The sequence below is a fragment of the Burkholderia sp. AU16482 genome (genome assembly GCF_002223285.1).
Taxonomy (GTDB): domain Bacteria; phylum Pseudomonadota; class Gammaproteobacteria; order Burkholderiales; family Burkholderiaceae; genus Burkholderia; species Burkholderia semiarida.
This window is the reverse complement of sequence record NZ_NKEY01000003.1, coordinates 1,905,775-1,923,898: the sequence shown is the minus strand read 5'-3', so window position 1 is coordinate 1,923,898 and position 18,124 is coordinate 1,905,775. Positions and strand designations below refer to the sequence as shown.

General features: G+C 64.1%; 20 protein-coding genes and 2 rRNA genes. 12 read left to right on the top strand and 10 right to left on the bottom strand.

What is annotated here, in order from left to right; translation table 11 throughout:
• From CFB35_RS11540 to CFB35_RS11520, 5 genes are all read left to right on the top strand, one after another.
• A 23S ribosomal RNA gene (locus CFB35_RS11540) occupies window positions 1–239 on the top strand; the annotation flags it as partial.
• A 228-nt stretch (window positions 240–467) separates the two neighbouring features.
• Window positions 468–580 (top strand): 5S ribosomal RNA (gene rrf / locus CFB35_RS11535).
• A 216-nt stretch (window positions 581–796) separates the two neighbouring features.
• A complete protein-coding gene (gene cueR / locus CFB35_RS11530) occupies window positions 797–1,201 on the top strand; it encodes a Cu(I)-responsive transcriptional regulator (protein WP_059583527.1) in 405 nt (134 codons plus the stop codon).
• A 215-nt stretch (window positions 1,202–1,416) separates the two neighbouring features.
• Window positions 1,417–1,563 carry a DUF3563 family protein gene (locus tag CFB35_RS11525; RefSeq protein ID WP_080970925.1) on the top strand — a complete coding sequence of 49 codons (147 nt, stop codon included), beginning with the start codon at window positions 1,417–1,419 and terminating at the stop codon, window positions 1,561–1,563.
• Window positions 1,564–1,710: 147 nt separating this feature from the next.
• Entirely contained in the window at window positions 1,711–2,046 is a 336-nt protein-coding gene (locus tag CFB35_RS11520) for a hypothetical protein (RefSeq protein WP_059583561.1), read from the top strand.
• Between the two features lie 15 nt (window positions 2,047–2,061).
• Here the strand turns inward: CFB35_RS11520 and CFB35_RS11515 are convergent, their stop codons facing one another.
• Both CFB35_RS11515 and CFB35_RS11510 read right to left on the bottom strand, forming a co-directional pair.
• Window positions 2,062–2,907 (bottom strand): 23S rRNA (adenine(2030)-N(6))-methyltransferase RlmJ, encoded by an 846-nt coding sequence (locus CFB35_RS11515; protein ID WP_059583529.1) that lies wholly within the window; start codon window positions 2,905–2,907, stop codon window positions 2,062–2,064.
• Between the two features lie 112 nt (window positions 2,908–3,019).
• Entirely contained in the window at window positions 3,020–3,991 is a 972-nt protein-coding gene (locus CFB35_RS11510; RefSeq protein WP_089464957.1) for an aldo/keto reductase, read from the bottom strand.
• Window positions 3,992–4,155: 164 nt separating this feature from the next.
• Here CFB35_RS11510 and CFB35_RS11505 point away from each other — a divergent pair, with 164 nt between their 5' ends.
• Window positions 4,156–4,944 (top strand): 3-hydroxybutyrate dehydrogenase, encoded by a 789-nt coding sequence (locus tag CFB35_RS11505; protein WP_089464956.1) that lies wholly within the window; start codon window positions 4,156–4,158, stop codon window positions 4,942–4,944.
• Between the two features lie 119 nt (window positions 4,945–5,063).
• Here the strand turns inward: CFB35_RS11505 and CFB35_RS11500 are convergent, their stop codons facing one another.
• The gene (locus CFB35_RS11500) at window positions 5,064–6,263 is read right to left on the bottom strand and encodes an amino acid aminotransferase (RefSeq protein WP_059583535.1); all 1,200 of its coding nucleotides are present in this window, start codon (window positions 6,261–6,263) and stop codon (window positions 5,064–5,066) included.
• Window positions 6,264–6,522: 259 nt separating this feature from the next.
• Here CFB35_RS11500 and uvrB point away from each other — a divergent pair, with 259 nt between their 5' ends.
• The 5 genes from uvrB to CFB35_RS11470 all read left to right on the top strand — a co-directional run bounded on the left by uvrB (window position 6,523) and on the right by CFB35_RS11470 (window position 12,070).
• Window positions 6,523–8,613 carry an excinuclease ABC subunit UvrB gene (uvrB, locus tag CFB35_RS11490; protein ID WP_059583537.1) on the top strand — a complete coding sequence of 697 codons (2,091 nt, stop codon included), beginning with the start codon at window positions 6,523–6,525 and terminating at the stop codon, window positions 8,611–8,613.
• A gap of 223 nt (window positions 8,614–8,836) precedes the next feature.
• Complete coding sequence (locus CFB35_RS11485) at window positions 8,837–9,388, top strand: iron transporter (RefSeq protein WP_059583539.1); 552 nt, start codon at window positions 8,837–8,839, stop codon at window positions 9,386–9,388.
• Window positions 9,389–9,443: 55 nt separating this feature from the next.
• On the top strand, window positions 9,444–9,776 hold the full coding sequence (locus CFB35_RS11480) for a cupredoxin domain-containing protein (RefSeq protein ID WP_006478303.1): 333 nt from the start codon (window positions 9,444–9,446) through the stop codon (window positions 9,774–9,776).
• Between the two features lie 57 nt (window positions 9,777–9,833).
• Window positions 9,834–10,676: an FTR1 family protein gene (locus tag CFB35_RS11475; RefSeq protein ID WP_059583542.1), complete on the top strand. Its 843-nt coding sequence runs from the start codon at window positions 9,834–9,836 to the stop codon at window positions 10,674–10,676.
• A complete protein-coding gene (locus CFB35_RS11470; protein ID WP_089464955.1) occupies window positions 10,673–12,070 on the top strand; it encodes a 4Fe-4S binding protein in 1,398 nt (465 codons plus the stop codon). The genes CFB35_RS11475 and CFB35_RS11470 overlap by 4 nt, the downstream gene beginning before the upstream one ends.
• 274 nt (window positions 12,071–12,344) lie before the next feature.
• Here CFB35_RS11470 and hemP read toward each other — a convergent pair whose 3' ends face one another.
• The 3 genes from hemP to CFB35_RS11455 all read right to left on the bottom strand — a co-directional run bounded on the left by hemP (window position 12,345) and on the right by CFB35_RS11455 (window position 14,185).
• Window positions 12,345–12,590 carry a hemin uptake protein HemP gene (hemP, locus tag CFB35_RS11465; RefSeq protein ID WP_034207822.1) on the bottom strand — a complete coding sequence of 82 codons (246 nt, stop codon included), beginning with the start codon at window positions 12,588–12,590 and terminating at the stop codon, window positions 12,345–12,347.
• Window positions 12,591–12,730: 140 nt separating this feature from the next.
• Complete coding sequence (locus CFB35_RS11460) at window positions 12,731–13,213, bottom strand: SRPBCC family protein (protein WP_059583545.1); 483 nt, start codon at window positions 13,211–13,213, stop codon at window positions 12,731–12,733.
• A 99-nt stretch (window positions 13,214–13,312) separates the two neighbouring features.
• On the bottom strand, window positions 13,313–14,185 hold the full coding sequence (locus CFB35_RS11455; RefSeq protein ID WP_089464954.1) for a pirin family protein: 873 nt from the start codon (window positions 14,183–14,185) through the stop codon (window positions 13,313–13,315).
• Between the two features lie 121 nt (window positions 14,186–14,306).
• Here CFB35_RS11455 and CFB35_RS11450 point away from each other — a divergent pair, with 121 nt between their 5' ends.
• On the top strand, window positions 14,307–15,281 hold the full coding sequence (locus tag CFB35_RS11450; RefSeq protein WP_059583548.1) for a LysR family transcriptional regulator: 975 nt from the start codon (window positions 14,307–14,309) through the stop codon (window positions 15,279–15,281).
• A gap of 432 nt (window positions 15,282–15,713) precedes the next feature.
• Here the strand turns inward: CFB35_RS11450 and CFB35_RS11445 are convergent, their stop codons facing one another.
• From CFB35_RS11445 to CFB35_RS11430, 4 genes are all read right to left on the bottom strand, one after another.
• Window positions 15,714–16,142, bottom strand: a complete 429-nt coding sequence (locus CFB35_RS11445) for a biopolymer transporter ExbD (protein WP_059583550.1) — start codon at window positions 16,140–16,142, stop codon at window positions 15,714–15,716.
• Window positions 16,143–16,155: 13 nt separating this feature from the next.
• Window positions 16,156–16,890 carry a MotA/TolQ/ExbB proton channel family protein gene (locus CFB35_RS11440; RefSeq protein WP_059642283.1) on the bottom strand — a complete coding sequence of 245 codons (735 nt, stop codon included), beginning with the start codon at window positions 16,888–16,890 and terminating at the stop codon, window positions 16,156–16,158.
• A 36-nt stretch (window positions 16,891–16,926) separates the two neighbouring features.
• Window positions 16,927–17,658, bottom strand: a complete 732-nt coding sequence (locus CFB35_RS11435; RefSeq protein ID WP_059642280.1) for an energy transducer TonB — start codon at window positions 17,656–17,658, stop codon at window positions 16,927–16,929.
• A 218-nt stretch (window positions 17,659–17,876) separates the two neighbouring features.
• On the bottom strand, window positions 17,877–18,113 hold the full coding sequence (locus tag CFB35_RS11430; RefSeq protein WP_006482749.1) for a bacterioferritin-associated ferredoxin: 237 nt from the start codon (window positions 18,111–18,113) through the stop codon (window positions 17,877–17,879).
• Window positions 18,114–18,124: the final 11 nt, after the last annotated feature.

Below are 18,124 nucleotides of genomic sequence, written 5' to 3'. Positions count from 1 at the left end.
CCGGAGTGGACGAACCTCTGGTGTACCGGTTGTCACGCCAGTGGCATCGCCGGGTAGCTATGTTCGGAAGAGATAACCGCTGAAAGCATCTAAGCGGGAAACTCGCCTTAAGATGAGATATCCCTGGGGACTAGATCCCCTTGAAGGGTCGTTCGAGACCAGGACGTTGATAGGTCAGGTGTGTAAGCGCAGTAATGCGTTCAGCTAACTGATACTAATTGCCCGTAAGGCTTGATCCTATAACAAGTCTGCCTTGTCGATGATCGTTAGTGCTTCAGCACCTACGAGCATCCCACGCAGAGCGTCGAGCAGCGAAGCTGATCGATGCGGCGCGCCGGTTGAAGTACCGGTGACCTGCGTAGCAAGACGAGACAAGTTGGATTCTCGTGTGTGATACACACAACTCAAAATTACTGCTTCTTCCAAGATTGGTTCTGTTGGCCACGCCAGTAGAACAACCCTCTTTGCCTGATGACCATAGCGAGTCGGTCCCACCCCTTCCCATCCCGAACAGGACCGTGAAACGACTCTACGCCGATGATAGTGCGGATTCCCGTGTGAAAGTAGGTAATCGTCAGGCTTCCTAAGCCAAGAACCCCCGCCTGACAAGGCGGGGGTTTTTGCATTTTGGCATCCCAAAAAGCATGCGCCGAGCCGCGCCCGTTCCATCCGCGCTCCTGCGACCAAGCTGTCCCTCGGAACGAAACCTCTCGATTTGATACGATCGACGTGTCGTCGGCGACGGCATTCGTCGCCGTTCGTGTTCGAAACCAGGGCTTGATGAAGAGGGCAGGGAATGAATATCGGCGACGCGTCGCGCGAATCCGGGGTCAGCGCGAAAATGATCCGGTACTACGAACAGGTCGGCCTTCTTGCGCCGAGCAAGCGGACCGATGCCGGCTACCGGATCTACGGCGCGGACGAAATCCATATCCTGCGATTCATCCGTCAGGCGCGGCGACTCGGCTTTCTGGTCGAGGACATTCGCAAGCTGCTGATGCTTTGGCAGGATCGCTCGCGCGCCAGCGCCGAAGTGAAATCGATTGCTCTCGAGCACGTGGCCGAACTGGACAAACGCATCGCCGAACTCAGCGACATGCGCGACACGCTGGCCGATCTGGCCGCGCACTGCCATGGTGACGGGCGGCCTGAATGCCCGATTTTGGCGCGCCTCGCCGACCCCGTCGATGAACCAAATTAGTGCGCTTCCTCGAGCCGCAAAACGGGCCCCGACTACATTCCTATAAAAATCAATGAGTTATAGGTGGTCGGTGCGGTTCCATTCCAAATCGGAATGGTTCCCATGCAAGTATTTCACTAGCATCTTGGTGCGGCGTCGCTATAATTCGGGATAACCCTATACGGGAAATCCCTGAATATCGATTCACCAGGGGTCCCTCTTCCTTGGAGAACGTCATGATCGCCTACATCGTCGAAAAGCTGAGCAACTGGTTCGAGTCCGCAGAACGTGAGCGCCGTGAGGCTTACCTCGCCACGTCGTCGGACATCGTTCAGCTCGAGCGCCGCATCCGCTCGCTCGAAACCAACGGCTACTCGCTGTAATCGGAGTGACCGTCGGGTGCCGAGCGGTACCGAACGATAAGCAAGCCCCGTATTGACGGGGCTTTGTTTTTTTGTGCGCCGGATCTGGCGAAATCGCCGGTGCAGCGCTATGGTATGGGCCTACTTTTCATCGGGAAGGACACGATCATGCGTGTGCGTGTCGATGTGCGACGCAGTACCTGCGCGCGTCTCGTTCTGGGCGCGGCAATGCTCGTCCATGGCTTCGCGGTAGGTGCCGCGACGTCGTCCAGGCCGCTCGTGCTCGATACCCAGCGCGGTATCCAGGACGGCAGGGGCGGGTTGGTGTTGCAGACGGCACCGTTGTCTTCGGAGCCGATCGTCGAGCCGGCAGGCATGCGGGCTCCAGCCGGGCAGGGACCGAATACGTCGGTTCCGCTGTTCGTCGCGCCGTACATCAATGTTCCCGCATGGAACGGGCAGCCGGCCAACCAGCCGAGACTGGCGCCCAGACCGCAACCGTAACCGCCGGTCGCCCGATCAGTTGCCGCGGTGCTCGATCTGGCAGCGGGCGCCGCTATCCTGTCCCAGCTTCTCGACCAGGTAGGGCAGGACCTCGTTCATGCTCTGGGCGAGCGTATATGGCGGATTCAGGATGAACATCCCGCTTCCGTAGAGGCCCAGTCCATCGGTCGGCGGATTCGACACCGTCAGCGTCAGGTGGAGCCAGTTGTTCGGCTGCAGGCGCTTCAACTGCTCGGGAAAGCGTTGCGATTCCGTCCGCGTGACCTGCGGATACCAGATGGCATAACAGCCGGTCGCGAAACGCTTCAGGCATTCCGTCACGCAGCTCACCGTGCGCGCGTAATCCTTCTTGTCCTCGTAGGACGGGTCGATCAGTACGAGTGCGCGTCGCGGCGGCGGCGGCAGCAGCGCCTTGATACCTTCGAAGCCGTCGCCGGCGAAGATCATCGCGCGTCGCCCCGCATCGCGAAAATTGTGGCGCAGCACATCGATTTCCGTCGTATGCATTTCGAACAGACGCATCCGGTCCTGCTCGCGCATCGACCGCCAGGCGATGTACGGGGAGCCCGGGTAGAAGTGCAGTTCGCCGTCGTCGTTCAGCGCGCGGACTTCATCGATATAGTCGCCCAGCGCTTCCGGAAGGCTCTTTTCGTTCCACAGCCGGCCGATGCCGGTATCGAATTCCGACGTCTTCGCTGCATAGCCGTCGCGCAGCGAGTACACGCCGGCGCCCGCGTGCGTATCGATGTACCAGTACGATTTGTCTTTCTTGTTCAGGTAGCGCAGCAGCTGGACGACGACGGTGTGCTTGAGCACGTCCGCGTGGTTGCCTGCGTGAAAACCGTGACGATAACTGAGCATGGCTGGCTGCCTGAAACGAAAGGTGAATCGATTAAAAACGGTCGAACGTGCGCGGCCGTCAGGCCGGGCACCGATGCGGCCGCGTATTGTACGCGAGTGGTCGCGAGTCGCCTTACTCGTATGCGTCGCCGACTACCGCCTCGATGCGCTGCTTCACATCCGGCGTCAGCTTCGCGGCAACGTCGAGCGCGCGCATGTTGTCGCCGATCTGGTCGACCCGCGAGGCGCCCGTGATGACCGAACTCACGCGCGGATTCGCGAGCACCCACGCAATGGCCAACTGGCCGGTGCTGCAGCCGAGCTCGGCGGCGATCTCGCCGAGCCGTTCGACGATGTCGTTGGCGGCCCGATCGGTCAGGCGTTCGCGCATCCAGTCGTAGCCTTGCAACTGCGCGCGGCTGCCGGCCGGCACGCCGTTGCGGTATTTGCCGGTGAGCAGGCCCGACGCGAGCGGGCTCCAGGTCGTGAGGCCGAGGCCGTAATCGTCGTAGAGCCGCGCATATTCCTGTTCGACCCGGGTGCGGTGGAACAGGTTGTACTGCGGTTGTTCGACGACCGGCTTGTGCAGATGATGCCGCTCGGCGATCTCGCATGCCGCGCGGATCTCGTCGGCGCTCCATTCCGACGTGCCCCAGTACAGCGCCTTGCCGCGCACGATCATGTCGCTCATTGCCCAGACGGTTTCCTCGATCGGCGTATGCGGATCGGGGCGATGGCAATAGACGAGGTCGACATAGTCGAGCTGTAGCCGGCGCAGTGAGCCGTCGATCGCGTTCAGCAGGTATTTCCGGTTCAGCGTGTGATACTGGTTCGGGGCTTCCGCGAGCCCCCAGAAGAACTTCGTGGACACGATATAGCTGACGCGCGGCCAGTCGAGCGACTTGAGCGCGTGGCCCATGATTTCCTCGGATTTGCCGCCGGCGTAGACCTCGGCGTTGTCGAAGAAATTGACGCCCGCGTCGCGTGCCGCGGCGAGGCATTCGCGCGCGACCCGCTGGTCGACCTGGTTGCCGTACGTCACCCACGAGCCGAGGGAAAGCTCGCTGATCTGCAGGCCGGAGCGGCCTAGCCGTCGATAGTGCATGAGATTCTCCTGCTGAACGGAACCGACCTTAAGCTTAGACGTTTTGCGCGCGAACGGCGGGTCCGATCGGGCACAATGGCGGCTGGCACGCCGATGCGATTTCGCGATGCGCGCGGATGCGGCGGGCGCGTGTTTCATCGATCCGACAACGGGAGGAGACGGACATGGCAGCAGATCTGAATGGCAAGACCGCAGTCGTCACGGGCGCCGCGAGCGGCATCGGCAAGGAAATCGCGCTCGAGCTCGCCAAGGCGGGCGCGGCCGTCGCGATCGCCGACCTGAACCAGGACGGCGCGAACGCGGTCGCCGACGAGATCGTCAAGGCAGGCGGCAAGGCGATCGGCGTCGCGATGGACGTGACCAACGAGGAAGCGGTGAATAGCGGCATCGACAAGGTCGCCGCGACGTTCGGCTCGGTGGACATCCTCGTGTCGAACGCGGGCATCCAGATCGTCAACCCGATCGAGAACTACTCGTTCGCCGACTGGAAGAAGATGCAGGCGATCCACGTGGACGGCGCATTCCTGACGACGAAGGCCGCGCTCAAGCACATGTACAAGGACGATCGCGGCGGCGTCGTGATCTACATGGGCTCGGTGCATTCGCACGAAGCGTCGCCGCTGAAGTCGGCGTACGTGACGGCCAAGCACGGGCTGCTGGGTCTCGCGCGCGTGCTGGCGAAGGAAGGCGCGAAGCACAACGTGCGCTCGCACGTCGTGTGTCCGGGCTTCGTGCGCACGCCGCTGGTCGACAAGCAGATTCCGGAGCAGGCGAAGGAGCTCGGCATCAGCGAAGAGGACGTGATCAAGAAGGTGATGCTCGGCAACACGGTCGACGGCGTGTTCACGACGGTGCAGGACGTCGCGCAGACGGTGCTGTTCCTGTCGGCGTTCCCGAGCGCCGCGCTCACGGGCCAGTCGGTGGTCGTCAGTCACGGCTGGTTCATGCAGTAACGCGGATGTGGGCGGTGTCGCCGCCCGCCGCGTTGGATGGCGCAAAAAAACGCGCTCCGTGGAGCGCGTTTTTCATGTCGGCAGGGCGGGGCCGGCGACGGCCGCCGCCCGGCGCCGCTTTACTTCAGGACCGCTGCGACCGCTTGGGCGACCACGTCGAGGTTGCGCGTGTTCAGCGCGGCGACGCAGATCCGGCCCGTGCCGACCGCATAGATGCCGAACTCGTCGCGCAGGCGATCGACTTGTGCCGAGGTCAGGCCCGAATACGAGAACATCCCGCGCTGCGCGTTGATGAAGCTGAAATCGCGATCGACGCCGCTTGCCTTCAGGCGTTCGACGAGACCGTTGCGCATCGCACGGATGCGGTCGCGCATTTCGCCGAGTTCCTGGACCCACGAAGCGTGCAGTTCCGGCGACGCGAGCACCGCTGCGACCACCGCGCCGCCATGGGTCGGCGGGTTCGAGTAGTTCGTGCGGATCACGCGCTTCAGTTGCGACAGCACGCGCGTGGCTTCTTCCTTGCTCGACGTGATGATCGACAGCGCGCCAACGCGCTCGCCGTACAGCGAGAACGACTTCGAGAACGACGACGACACGAACGCGTTCAGGTCGGCCGCGGCAAACAGGCGCACGGCAGCGGCATCGGCTTCGATGTTTTCGCCGAAACCCTGGTAGGCCATGTCGAGGAACGGCACGAGGTTGCGCGCCTTCACGACGTCGACGACCTGTTGCCATTGCGCTTCGGTGAGGTCCACGCCGGTCGGGTTGTGGCAGCACGCGTGCAGCACGACGACCGTGCCGGCCGCGTAGCTGTTCAGCGCCGACAGCATGCCTTCGAAGTTCACGCCGTTGGTGGCCGCGTCGTAATACGGGTACGCGACGACTTCGAAGCCGGCCGCCTCGAACAGCGCGCGGTGGTTTTCCCAGCTCGGATCGCTGATCGCGACCTTCACGTTCGGATTCACGGTGCGCAGGAAATCGGCGCCGATCTTCAGCGCGCCCGTGCCGCCCAGGGCCTGCGCCGTGACGACGCGGCCCGCCGCGATCAGCGGCGAATCGTTGCCCAGCAGCAGCTTCTGCACGGCCGCATCGTAGGCGGCGATCCCGTCGATCGGCAGGTAACCGCGCGGCAGGCCGGCTTCGACACGCGCCTTCTCCGCGTCGCGAACCGCGCGCAGCAGCGGAATCTTGCCTTCCTCGTTCGTGTACACGCCAACGCCGAGGTTGACCTTGGTCGGACGCGTATCGGCGTTGAAGGCTTCGTTCAGGCCCAGGATCGGGTCGCGGGGAGCAAGCTGGACAGCGGAGAAGAGCGACATGATGATTCGGCAGTAGTGAAAAGAGGGTCAGGCTTTCAGCCGGCGGGACGGGTGCAGCGGACCGCGCCAACGGCGCGACGCCGGAAAGCGCAGCAGCCTGACATTGTAGCGAATTCGCGCTGGCGGGGGCGGTGATTCCGTCGCGATTGGCGCGGCGAAACGCGATTTCGGGCGGCCGTCGCGCGTCAGGAGCCGACAGCAGTTCGCTCGGCCGCGAAGCGCTAGAATGCTTTCTTTGCCCTTGCTCCGGCCGCATTCCATGTCCGAACATCATGCCGAAGTCGGCGACGCGCTCGACGAATCCAAATTCGTCACTTTCGAAGGGTCGCCGTTCCAGCTTTACCAGCCGTATCCGCCCGCGGGCGACCAGCCGAGCGCGATCGACACGCTCGTCGAAGGGGTCGGCGACGGCCTTGCCTTCCAGACGCTGCTCGGCGTAACCGGCTCGGGCAAGACCTTCACGATGGCCAACACGATCGCGCGGCTCGGCCGCCCGGCGATCGTGTTCGCGCCGAACAAGACGCTCGCCGCCCAGCTTTACGCGGAGTTCCGCGAGTTCTTCCCGCGCAACGCGGTCGAGTACTTCGTCTCGTACTACGACTACTACCAGCCCGAGGCCTACGTGCCGCAGCGCGACCTGTTCATCGAGAAGGATTCGTCGATCAACGAGCACATCGAGCAGATGCGGCTGTCGGCGACGAAGAGCCTGATGGAGCGCCGCGACGTGGTGATCGTCGCGACGGTGTCGGCGATCTACGGTATCGGCAACCCGTCCGAATACCACCAGATGATCCTGACGCTGCGCACCGGGGACAAGCTCGGCCAGCGCGACGTGATCGCGCGGCTGATCGCGATGCAATACACGCGCAACGAGCAGGATTTCCAGCGCGGCACGTTCCGCGTGCGCGGCGACACGATCGACATCTTCCCGGCCGAGCATGCGGAAATGGCCGTGCGCGTCGAGCTGTTCGACGACGAGGTCGAGACGCTGCACCTGTTCGACCCGCTGACAGGGCGCGTGCGGCAGAAGATCCCGCGTTTCACCGTGTATCCGTCGTCGCACTACGTGACGCCGCGCGACACCGTGATGCGCGCGGTCGAGACGATCAAGGACGAACTGCGCGAACGGCTCGAGTTCTTCCATCGCGAAGGCAAGCTCGTCGAGGCGCAGCGCCTCGAGCAGCGCACGCGCTTCGACCTCGAGATGCTGCAGGAGCTCGGCTTCTGCAAGGGCATCGAGAACTATTCGCGGCATTTCTCGGGGGCGGCGCCCGGCGATCCGCCGCCGACGCTCGTCGACTACCTGCCGCCCGATGCGCTGATGCTGCTCGACGAATCGCACGTGCTGATCGGCCAGTTGAACGGCATGTACAACGGCGACCGCGCGCGCAAGGAAAACCTCGTCAATTACGGGTTCCGCCTGCCGTCGGCGCTCGACAACCGGCCGCTGAAGTTCCACGAGTTCGAGCGCAAGATGCGCCAGGTCGTGTTCGTGTCGGCCACGCCGGCCGACTACGAGAAGCGCGTGACGGGTCAGATCGCCGAGCAGGTCGTGCGGCCGACGGGCCTCGTCGATCCGGAAATCGAAGTCCGGCCGGCGAGCTCGCAGGTCGACGACGTGCTGACCGAAATCAACGCGCGCGTGAAGGCCGGCGAGCGCGTGCTGATCACCGTGCTGACGAAGCGCATGGCCGAACAGCTGACCGAGTTCCTGGCCGACCACGGCGTCAAGGTGCGCTACCTGCACAGCGACATCGACACGGTCGAGCGCGTCGAGATCATCCGCGACCTGCGGCTCGGCACGTTCGACGTGCTGGTCGGGATCAACCTGCTGCGCGAGGGCCTCGACATTCCCGAAGTGTCGCTCGTCGCGATCCTCGATGCGGACAAGGAGGGCTTCCTGCGCGCCGAGCGCTCGCTGATCCAGACGATCGGTCGTGCCGCGCGGAACGTGAACGGCAAGGCGATCCTCTACGCGGACAACATGACCGAGTCGATGAAGCGCGCGATCGGCGAAACCGAGCGGCGCCGCGCGAAGCAAATCGCCTACAACGAAAAGATGGGCATCACGCCGCGCGGCGTCGTGAAGCGCATCAAGGACATCATCGACGGCGTCTACAACGCCGACGACGCGCGCGCGGAGCTGAAGGAGGCGCAGCAGCGCGCGAAATTCGAGGACATGTCGGAAAAGCAGCTCGCGAAGGAAATCAAGCGCCTCGAGAAGCAGATGGCCGACTACGCGAAGAATCTCGAATTCGAGAAAGCCGCCGCGACCCGCGACCAGCTTGCCGTGCTGCGTGAACGCGTGTTCGGCGCGAACGTCGGCGACCACATCAGCGGTGGCCGGTAAATCTTTCCAAGCGTCACGGAATCCTTCGGTAAAGCGCCTGTAAGCCTTGTCGGATCAGGGGTTTACGGCGCTCCCCGTTTGTTCCGGAACGGGTTCGGTGCTAAACTCCGCATGTATTGAGAATAGTTCGCATTAACGTTCTTCGTCGCGTTAGTGTTTCCGGCGGGCGGCAGCGGCGGCTCGCATGTCGTCAAGATAGTCAGACAAATAACAAGGAGTGTCCATGTTGGGTTCTTCGTTCATCCGCACGACGGTTGCGGTAGCGGCGGCGTTTGCCGCGATGTCGGCCTCGGCTGCCGAGTATCCGATCGGCAAGCAGCAGATCCAGGGCGGCATGGAAATCGGCGCGGTGTATCTGCAGCCGATCACGATGGACCCGGAAGGCATGATGCGCAAGGCGTCGGATTCCGACATCCACCTCGAGGCCGACATCCATGCGGTCAAGAACAACCCGACGGGTTTCGCGGAAGGCGACTGGATGCCGTACCTGCAGGTCACGTACAAGCTGACGAAGCAGGGCGACACCAAGTGGAAGGCCGAGGGCGATCTGATGGGCATGGTCGCGAGCGACGGCCCGCACTACGGCGACAACGTGAAGCTCGCCGGCCCGGGCAAGTACCACCTGACGCTGGTCGTCAAGCCGCCGATGCAGTCGGGTCACATGGCGTTCGGTCGTCACGTCGACAAGGAAACGGGCGTGGGCCCGTGGTTCAAGCCCATCACGCTCGAGTACGACTTCCCGTTCGCCGGTATCGGCAAGAAGGGCGGTTACTGATCGGTGGCATCACGAACGGCGCGCTTCGGCGCGCCGTCGGCGTAGAGAACCCAGAATGAAAATTCCCCAGAAAATCGTCGCCGCAGCCGCTGCGCTGTGGCTTGCCGGCGCGGCGCATGCGGCCGATCTGCCGACGTTCAAGCTCGAGATGACGGATGGCAAGCTGAATCCCGCCCGCATCGAAGTGCCGGCCGGCCAGCGTTTCAAGATCGAGATCAGGAACACCGGCAAGGGCGCCGCCGAATTCGAGAGCGTGCAGTTGCGCAAGGAGAAGGTGCTCGCGCCGGGCGCCGATTCGTTCGTGGTCGTCGCCCCGCTGTCGCCGGGCGAATACAAGTTTTTCGACGATTTCCACCAGCAGGCACAGGGCGTGATCGTCGCGAAGTAACGTGTTTTATCTGCGCGCGGGCGGGCCAGGCCGTGCCCCGCGCGTCAGGAGGTATCGATGGGTCAGATCTTGTTCATCGTCTGGCGGGAGAGCGTCGAAGCGCTGCTCGTCGTCGGCATTCTCTATGCATGGCTGAAAAACGGCGACGACGACGCGCGCCGCGGTTTGCCTTTCCTCTGGACGGGCGTCGCTGTCGGCCTGCTGATGGCAGTCGGCCTCGGCGCCGCGCTGGTCGGGTTCACCGAAGTGTTGTCCGGCGACGCGCAGGACTATTTCCAGACGGCGATGGTGCTGATCGCGTGCGTGCTGATCGTGCAGATGGTGCTGTGGATGCGCCGGCACGGCCGCACGCTGAAGCGCGACATGGAGCAATCGCTGCAGCAAAGCACGCGTGATTCGAACTGGTGGGGCGTCGCCGTGCTGGTCGCGCTCGCGATCGCGCGCGAAGGCAGCGAGACGGTGATCTTCCTGTACGGCCTCGGTTTCGGCCAGTCCGGCCACGTCGACGGCAGCCAGATGCTCGCGGTCGTGATCGGCCTAGGCCTCGCGTTCCTCACGTTCTATCTGCTGCAGCTCGGCGGCAAGTACTTCTCGTGGCGGCATTTTTTCCGCGTCACCGAAGTGATGCTGCTGTTCCTCGGCGCGGGCCTGTTCCAGACCGGCGTCGACAAGCTGATCGACAAGGAAATCCTGCCGCTCGGCATCTCGCAGGTGTGGGATACGTCCGCGATCCTCGATGATTCGGGCACGTTCGGTTCGCTCGTCGCGACGCTGACCGGCTATCGCGCGCACCCGGCGCTGACCAACCTGGTGGCGTATGCGGTGTACTGGGCGGTCGTCTGGTTGCTGATGAAGCGTGCGAGCCGCCGTCCGGCCGTCGTAGCGGGTCGCGCGGCATGAGCGTTGTCGCCGCCGTCAAGCCGGGCTGGCTCGCGCAGGCCGGCCGGTGGATGCAGCGCCACGGTGCGCTGATCCGCGGTATTCAGTGGATCGTCGTCGCCGTCTACGCGTTCCTGATCATCGTGCCGGCGGTGTTGCCGCTGCCGGACGATTCCGCGCATCTGTGGAACAACCTCACGCTCATCGCGCAGTTCGCGTTCTGGGGCATCTGGTGGCCGTTCGTGCTGCTGTCGATGGTGATGCTCGGCCGCGTCTGGTGCGGTGTGCTGTGCCCGGAAGGCGCGCTCACCGAATACGCGAGCAAGTTCGGCCGCGGCGGCCCGATTCCACGCTGGATCCGGTGGGGCGGCTGGCCGTTCGTCGCGTTCGGCATCACGACGATCTATGGGCAGATGGTGAGCGTGTACCAGTACCCGCTCGCGGTGCTGTTCGTGCTCGGCGGCTCGACCGTCGGCGCGATCGTGATCGGCGTGCTGTACGGCCGCGAGAAGCGCGTGTGGTGCAAGTATCTGTGCCCGGTCAACGGCGTGTTCGGGTTGCTCGCGCGGCTTGCGCCGATGCGCTACAAGGTCGACGAGGACGCGTGGCGCCGTTCGTACAGGAACGGCGAGCACGGCCATCGCGTGATTCCGATCAATTGCGCGCCGCTCGTCCCGTTGCGCAACATGAAGGGCGCGGCGGACTGCCATATGTGCGGCCGCTGCAGCGGGCACCGCGACGCGATTTCGTTGTCGCTGCGCTCACCGTCCGACGAAGTCGTGAACCTCGGTGCGGAGCGAGCCAACCCGTGGGACACCGCACTGATCCTGTACGGCCTGCTCGGCGTGGCGATCGGTGCGTTCCACTGGACCGTCAGCCCGTGGTTCGTGCAAATCAAGCAATGGCTCGCGGGCTGGCTGATCGACCACGACATCACGTGGCCGCTCGAGACCAATGCGCCGTGGTTCCTGCTCACGCACTACCCGGATCGCAACGACGTGTTCTCCTGGCTCGATGGCGGGCTGGTCGTCAGCTACATCGTCGGCACGGGGCTCGTGTACGGCACGGCGTTGCTGGTGTTGCTGGCCGGCGCCACGCTGATGCTCGGCCGCTTCGATCGCGTGCGCCTGCATCACCTCGCGCAGGCGCTGATCCCCATCGCGGGTGCGGGCGTGTTCCTCGGGTTGTCGGCCACGACGCTGTCGTTGCTGCGCGCCGAGCATGTGCCGCTCGGCTGGGCAACCGATGTGCGCATCGCGATTCTGGTCGGCGCCAACGTATGGAGTGCGTGGCTCGCGTGGAAGGTGACGGGGCGCTATGCGGCGTGGCCGCGCCGGCTCGCGGCATTCGCGTGGTTCGCCGTCGGGCTGGCTGTCGTCGACAGCGCATGGTGGTTGATGTTCTGGGGATTCTGAGGCGGCGCGCATGCCGCTCTCGCCGTCGCGCATTGACGGCAGCCACGACAGTTGGGCAGCGTGCTTCGCGCATCGGCTGCCCAAACAAAAAAGCGACACGTCCATCGACGTGTCGCTTTTTTCTTCCTTGTGCGAGAACCAAAAAAGTGGCTTGGCTTGCTGCAACGGCTGCTTGAGTGTGTTTGCACGAAGGGGTCTAGATCTCGCGTGCAAGCCGTTACGCTGGCTACTGCCCAACACCTCTCAGGGAGGTGGTCCCCACAATACTCGGTCGTTACTTCGTCAGGATCAGTTTGCCGAGCCGCGTGGCGCGCAACTGATACGTCTCTCCGTTATGCGCGATGCTGACGTGGCTTTGGCCTTGCAGCAACGCATCACTGTTGACGACCCGCGTGCCTGCATCGCGGTTGCCGGCGGGTTTCGCCGGCGTGGTGACCGCTGCCGTCTTCTGACGGCTGCTGGCTGCGGTGCCGGTGGTCCGGCGCAGGGTCAGCGTGGTCGGGCGCATGGTGTCGGTCATTCGGTTTGATCGGTGACTGTCGATACGATGGAATGAATTCTAAATGATAACTATTCCCATTTACAAAAACTCTTTATCGATCGATGGTTCTAGTCTGATAGTTTGAATCAAAAGGGGCGGCCCGCAGGCCGCCGCCGGGCTCAGTGCAGCGGATCGGGGTCCTTGCGACCCTGCGCGTATTCGCGGATCAGGCGCACCGTGTCGATATCCGACGTGCGGTATGCCTCCTTGACGATCCCATGCGTCTGTCGCGCTTCTTCGCTGTCGTCGGTGACCGTCAGCGTCGTCCGGTACTCGAAACGCAGGAACAGTTCGTGGTCGTCGCGCTCCTCGATCGTCATCGTCAGCGAGCCGCCGATCTCGCCATCGGCTGCTCGGATGTCGTAGCGGACCTGCTGGTTCGGCGTGAACGTCACGTGGTCGCGCACCGTCGCGTGGCCGTAGTGCAGTTCGCGTTCGAGCGTCGTGTCCGTCCGTTCGTGGATGACGCAACTGTCGAGGCCGATCACGAACAATTGCGGCTGTTCCGCACGCAGCACGAGGCCTTCCCAGAGCTGGTCGCGAGTGAGAGTCGGCACGGCCGGATCGTCGGAGTTGATCTGGATCAGATGTTCGAAGTTCAAGGGGACGGGTTCCTTCTGGGTGGCGGGTGGCCACATGGTTCAAGAAGTTATTGTGACGCAAAACCGCCGGCTTCGCGGCACCTGCGACCCCGATCGAATCTACGCCTCGATGCGACCCATGCGACCGGTCTGATAGTCGACAACGGCCTGCCGGATCTCTTCCTCGGTATTCATCACGAACGGGCCGTAACGGACGATCGGCTCGTTGAGCGGCACGCCGCCGATCAGCAGCAGGTCGAGCGACGTGTCGCCGGCAGCGAACGTGACGGTGTCGCCATCGTCGCCGTAGACGATCATGTGTCGCGGGTCGACAGCCTGCCTGTCGGGCCCGTAGAGGCCCGTTCCGTCGATCGGATAGGCAAACACGCGATAACCGGCCGGCACCGGCTGCGTGACCGTTGCGCCGGGCTCCAGCGTGAAATGCTGATAGAGGATCGGCGTGCGCGTCTCGATCGCGGCCTGTACGCCAAACGCTTCGCCGGCGAGGACGCGCACGCGCGCGCGACCATCCGGCGACGTCGCCGCCGGAATGCGAGCGGCCGGAATCTCCTGGTAGCGCGGCGCGATCATCTTGTCGCGGCGCGGCAGGTTGACCCACAGCTGGAAGCCGTGGGAGCGGCCGCCGGCCTGCGCGAACGCCGGGTCCGGCATTTCGCTGTGGACGACGCCGGCCCCGGCCGTCATCCATTGCACGTCGCCCGGGCCGAGCGTGCCGGCATGGCCGGACGAGTCGCGATGGCGGAAGCGTCCGTCGAGCGCGTAGGTCACGGTCTCGAAGCCACGATGCGGATGGTCGGGCGCGCCCACGGCTTCGCCGGGCGCGTAATCGACAGGGCCCATTTCATCGAGCAGCAGGAACGGATCGAAATCCATCAGCAGCCGCGTCGGGAACGGGCGGTGAACCACGAAACCGCCGCCTTCGGTGGTGCGAAGCGCGGGGTAGGTGCGATCAAGCGAGCGAGCGGTGGTCATGGGAAGCCCTCGAAATCATCGGAATAGCGTTATTTTCGAAACATAGCGCTATTATATTGGGCGTTTTACCGGTCGATTTGCGGCGGATCGCAATGGATTGTTCTGAAATTGGAACGATGAGATGAATATCGATGCACATAACCTGAACGACCTGATGTACTTCTCGCAGGTCGTCGAACATGGCGGTTTCTCGGCCGCCGAGCGCGTGCTGGGCATCTCGAAATCGCGTCTGTCGCGGCGCCTGACCGAGCTCGAGGCGGCGCTTGGCGTGCGCCTGCTGCAGCGCTCGACGCGCAAGCTCGCGCTGACCGAGGCAGGGGAGCTGTTTTACCAGCATTGCCAGGCGATGCTCGCGGAAGCGCAGGCCGCGATGAACGCCGTGCAGCAGTTGCGCGCGTCGCCGCGCGGCTCGGTACGTGTCAGCGTGCCGGTGACGCTGTCGCAGACGATGCTGTCGCGCATCCTGCCCGAATTCCTGCGCCGCTATCCCGAGGTGAAGGTGCACGTCCGCGTGACGAACCGCGTGATCGACCTGTTCGAGGATTCGATCGACGTCGCGTTGCGCGTGCGCTCGGAGCCGCCGCAGAACGCGAACATCGTCGTGCGGCCGCTGTGGCGCACCGAGCAGATGCTGGTCGGCGCGCCGAGCCTGCTGAGCCAGAATGCACCGCCGCTGGTGCCGGACGACCTGACCGGCTTCGAGACGCTCGATACGCCGAGCGTCGACGGCCGGCACGTCTTCAACCTGATCGCGCCGGACGGGACGCGCCACGTGCACGAGCACGATCCTCGCCTCGTGACGGCCGACCTGATGACGATCCGCGAGGCCGTGCTCGACGGCCTCGGCATCGCGGCGCTGCCGGAGATGATGTACGGCAACGCGCTGCGCGCGGGGCAACTGTCGCCGGTGATGCCGGGCTGGACGCTGCCGGTGCCGCAGTTGTATGCGGTGTTCGTGTCGCGGCAGGGGATGCCGCCCGCGGTACGTGCATTCGTCGATTACCTCGTCGAGAAGCTCGACCATGGCGCGTACAAGGATCCGGGTTGCCCAGAACGTGCGAAGAAGGAAGCGGCGGCCGATGTTTCGGCCACCTGAACACGGCGGGCACGACGACGCAAATTTGTTTTGTCATTGAAGCGCCGCCTGCAATCGCAAGTTTCAATCGCCGGAACCTTGAATGCGTGCGCTGGCGAGCCTATATTGAAATCCCATTTCGTGAAGGAAGTTCTGAGCGAAATCAGGTGGCCGCATATATTGTGAGCCAGATAGGGCAGAACGCGCAGTCCGTGCAGACCACGGCAAAGTCGCATTTGCGTTGCTCGAGGCGTAACCGATACCGCCGAAGAGCCCGCCGCCCGAAGGCGCCCGCGTGCGCATGAAAAAAGGCCTTCATCTGGCGATGAAGGCCTTTTACTTTGGGTGCGGCCGGCGAGGCGCGGCCGGCGAGGTGCGGCCGGCGAGGTGCGGCCGGCTAGGCGCGGCCGCTAGGCGCGCAGTGACTACTGGCGACGACAGAACGTGCGCGTGTTACTTCGTTTTCGCGCCGGGCTCCGTCACGAAGCCGAGCTTGGTCAAGCCGCCAGCCTGTGCATCCGACATCACTTCCGCGACGTGCTCGTAGGCCACCTTGCGGTCTGCGCGCAGATGCAATTCCGGCTGCGGCGTGCGCTTCGCGGCTTCCGCGATGCGCGCCTGCAATTGTTCGCGCGTGACCGTGTGGTCGTCCCACAGGATCGTGCCGTCACCCTGGATCGCGACGTCGACGGTCTGCGGCTTTTCGTCGACGGGCTGGCTGCTGGCGTGCGGCAGGTCGATCTTCACCGCATGCTGCATCGCCGGGATCGTCACGAGGAAAATGATCAGGAGTACGAGCATGACGTCGACGAGCGGCGTCATGTTGATCTCGCTCATCACGGCATCGTCGTCATCGTCGCTGAAACCGGTGTTCATGGCCATGGTTCACCTCGTCTCAGCTGGCGGTGCGCGATGCGAGACGCAGGCCGTCGCGCGTCGACGACGACGCGAGGCTCGCGCCCGTCACGAAGTACGCGTGCAGACCGTGCGCGAAGCGGCGCAGCTTGCTGACGACACCCTTGTTCGCGCGGATCAGCGCGTTGTAGCCGAGCACCGCGGGAATCGCGACGAACAGGCCGAAGGCCGTCATGATCAGCGATTCGCCGACCGGACCCGCGACCTGGTCGATCGACGTCTGGCCGGTAGCGCCGATCGCGAGCAGCGCGTGATAGATCCCCCAGACCGTGCCGAACAGGCCGACGAACGGCGCGGTGCTGCCGACCGATGCGAGGATCGCGAGGCCGCTCTGCATGCGCGAAATGCCTTCGTCCATCGTGTCCTTCAGGCAGCGCGTGACCCAGTCCGATACGTCCATGCGATCGTGCAGATGCGGTTGCGTGTGATGGTGGTGGTCGACGGCTTCCTTGCCCGACAGCGCGAGCGCGAGGAACGGGTTGTCGTTCGGCGTCGACGCGGCGAGGCCGAGCTTCTTGATGCCGTCGTCGAAATCGTCGGAATGCCAGAAAGCCTGTTCGGCGTTCTTCGTGAGGCGGTTCAGGCGGATCACGTTCCAGCCCTTGATGACGATCACGATCCACGACAGGACCGACATCACGAGCAGCGTGATCGCAATGGCGCGCGTGACGAAATCACCTTGCGCCCAGACGTGCGCGATACCGTAGCTTTGCATTTTTTTGTTTCCTTTGAATCTTCCGGATGAGGCAGGTTAGTCGGTGAGCCCGAAGCTGTAGGGCTGTGTGCGGGCGGCGCGGATCGCCTCGCCGTTCTCGATGTACGGACGGCAGGTGGTCGCGCGCATCGCGTCGAGTGCGGCATCGTCGAGGCGCGGATAGCCGCTGCTCTTCTGCAGATCGATGCTTTCGATCTTGCCGGTCACGCCGACGACGAAGTGGACATAGGCGGTGCCCGATTCGCCGCGGCGTCGCGACATCGACGGATAGTCGGGCTTCACGAAGTTGCATTGGAGCGTCGGCACGTTCTTCGGCGCGCTGACCTGCATCGTTTCGCGCGCCGGGCCCGGCGTGGCGGCCGGTGCCGCGGGAGCGGGCGCGGCGGGAGCGGGTGTCGGATCGGCCGCGGGAGCCGGGGTGGGCGACGGCGCCGGCGACGGCGCGACCGGCTGCGGGGTCGGCTTTGCGGCTTTCTGCACCGGTTTCGGCTCGACCTTCGGCTTCACGCGCGGCACGGGCTTCGGCGGGGCGGGCTGCGGAATCGATTCGGCCGCGACCTGCTGCGCGATCGGCGCAGGCGTGATGAGCTGCGCGGTGATCGTCTGGACCTCGACCGATTTCGGCGGCGGCGCGTTGCGATGGAGCCATGCGGCCGTCAGCATGATCGCGTGTGCGGCTAGCACGCCGACCGCGACGACGATCACTCGGGGATTCATACGTGGTGCAGCCGGCATGGCGCCGGCAGGAGCGAGATGCGAAGCCTGCATGTTAGCTTGAAAGAACGACGCCGCACCCGGGGCGCGGCGGGTGAATCGGCATCACTTGCGGAAGATCAGCAGCGAGATGCAAACGGTGGTTACGAATCCAATCAGCAATTCCATCACAGGCTCCTTGGCAGGTAAGCCGTTGGCTCGCGCAGACGGTGGCTTGCTGACGGTCAAGACAAAAAATGCGGCCCGGGCCGCATGCACACGCTCGGCGCCGCTCAGGCCGCCTTGCGGTCGTAGAACGTGACCGGGATCGGATGAGCATGATGCTCGACACCGCACCGGCTCGCGCAGACGCCTTGCTCGGCCATGAGGTCGCGTACAGACTCCTCGCACTTGCCGCAGCACGTGGCCACGCCGAGCTCGAACTGGAGTTCATCGAAAGAGTTCACGCCCTCCGCGAGGGACGCGCGAATCTTGCGATCGGAAACAGACTTGCACACGCAGACGATCATGATGAGTTGCG

Bases quoted from the DNA above. Each gene is read 5' to 3' on its own strand.
- CFB35_RS11440 (WP_059642283.1), bottom strand. From the start codon at position 16,890: ATGCAAAGCTACGGTATCGCGCACGTCTGGGCGCAAGGTGATTTCGTC.
- CFB35_RS11450 (WP_059583548.1), top strand. From the start codon at position 14,307: ATGAATATCGATGCACATAACCTGAACGACCTGATGTACTTCTCGCAG.
- CFB35_RS11430 (WP_006482749.1), bottom strand. From the start codon at position 18,113: ATGATCGTCTGCGTGTGCAAGTCTGTTTCCGATCGCAAGATTCGCGCG.
- CFB35_RS11515 (WP_059583529.1), bottom strand. From the start codon at position 2,907: ATGCTCAGTTATCGTCACGGTTTTCACGCAGGCAACCACGCGGACGTG.
- CFB35_RS11510 (WP_089464957.1), bottom strand. From the start codon at position 3,991: ATGCACTATCGACGGCTAGGCCGCTCCGGCCTGCAGATCAGCGAGCTT.
- CFB35_RS11470 (WP_089464955.1), top strand. From the start codon at position 10,673: ATGAGCGTTGTCGCCGCCGTCAAGCCGGGCTGGCTCGCGCAGGCCGGC.
- CFB35_RS11500 (WP_059583535.1), bottom strand. From the start codon at position 6,263: ATGTCGCTCTTCTCCGCTGTCCAGCTTGCTCCCCGCGACCCGATCCTG.
- CFB35_RS11435 (WP_059642280.1), bottom strand. From the start codon at position 17,658: ATGCAGGCTTCGCATCTCGCTCCTGCCGGCGCCATGCCGGCTGCACCA.
- CFB35_RS11525 (WP_080970925.1), top strand. From the start codon at position 1,417: ATGATCGCCTACATCGTCGAAAAGCTGAGCAACTGGTTCGAGTCCGCA.
- hemP (WP_034207822.1), bottom strand. From the start codon at position 12,590: ATGACCGACACCATGCGCCCGACCACGCTGACCCTGCGCCGGACCACC.
- CFB35_RS11475 (WP_059583542.1), top strand. From the start codon at position 9,834: ATGGGTCAGATCTTGTTCATCGTCTGGCGGGAGAGCGTCGAAGCGCTG.
- uvrB (WP_059583537.1), top strand. From the start codon at position 6,523: ATGTCCGAACATCATGCCGAAGTCGGCGACGCGCTCGACGAATCCAAA.
- CFB35_RS11520 (WP_059583561.1), top strand. From the start codon at position 1,711: ATGCGTGTGCGTGTCGATGTGCGACGCAGTACCTGCGCGCGTCTCGTT.
- CFB35_RS11445 (WP_059583550.1), bottom strand. From the start codon at position 16,142: ATGGCCATGAACACCGGTTTCAGCGACGATGACGACGATGCCGTGATG.
- CFB35_RS11480 (WP_006478303.1), top strand. From the start codon at position 9,444: ATGAAAATTCCCCAGAAAATCGTCGCCGCAGCCGCTGCGCTGTGGCTT.
- CFB35_RS11505 (WP_089464956.1), top strand. From the start codon at position 4,156: ATGGCAGCAGATCTGAATGGCAAGACCGCAGTCGTCACGGGCGCCGCG.
- CFB35_RS11455 (WP_089464954.1), bottom strand. From the start codon at position 14,185: ATGACCACCGCTCGCTCGCTTGATCGCACCTACCCCGCGCTTCGCACC.
- CFB35_RS11485 (WP_059583539.1), top strand. From the start codon at position 8,837: ATGTTGGGTTCTTCGTTCATCCGCACGACGGTTGCGGTAGCGGCGGCG.
- cueR (WP_059583527.1), top strand. From the start codon at position 797: ATGAATATCGGCGACGCGTCGCGCGAATCCGGGGTCAGCGCGAAAATG.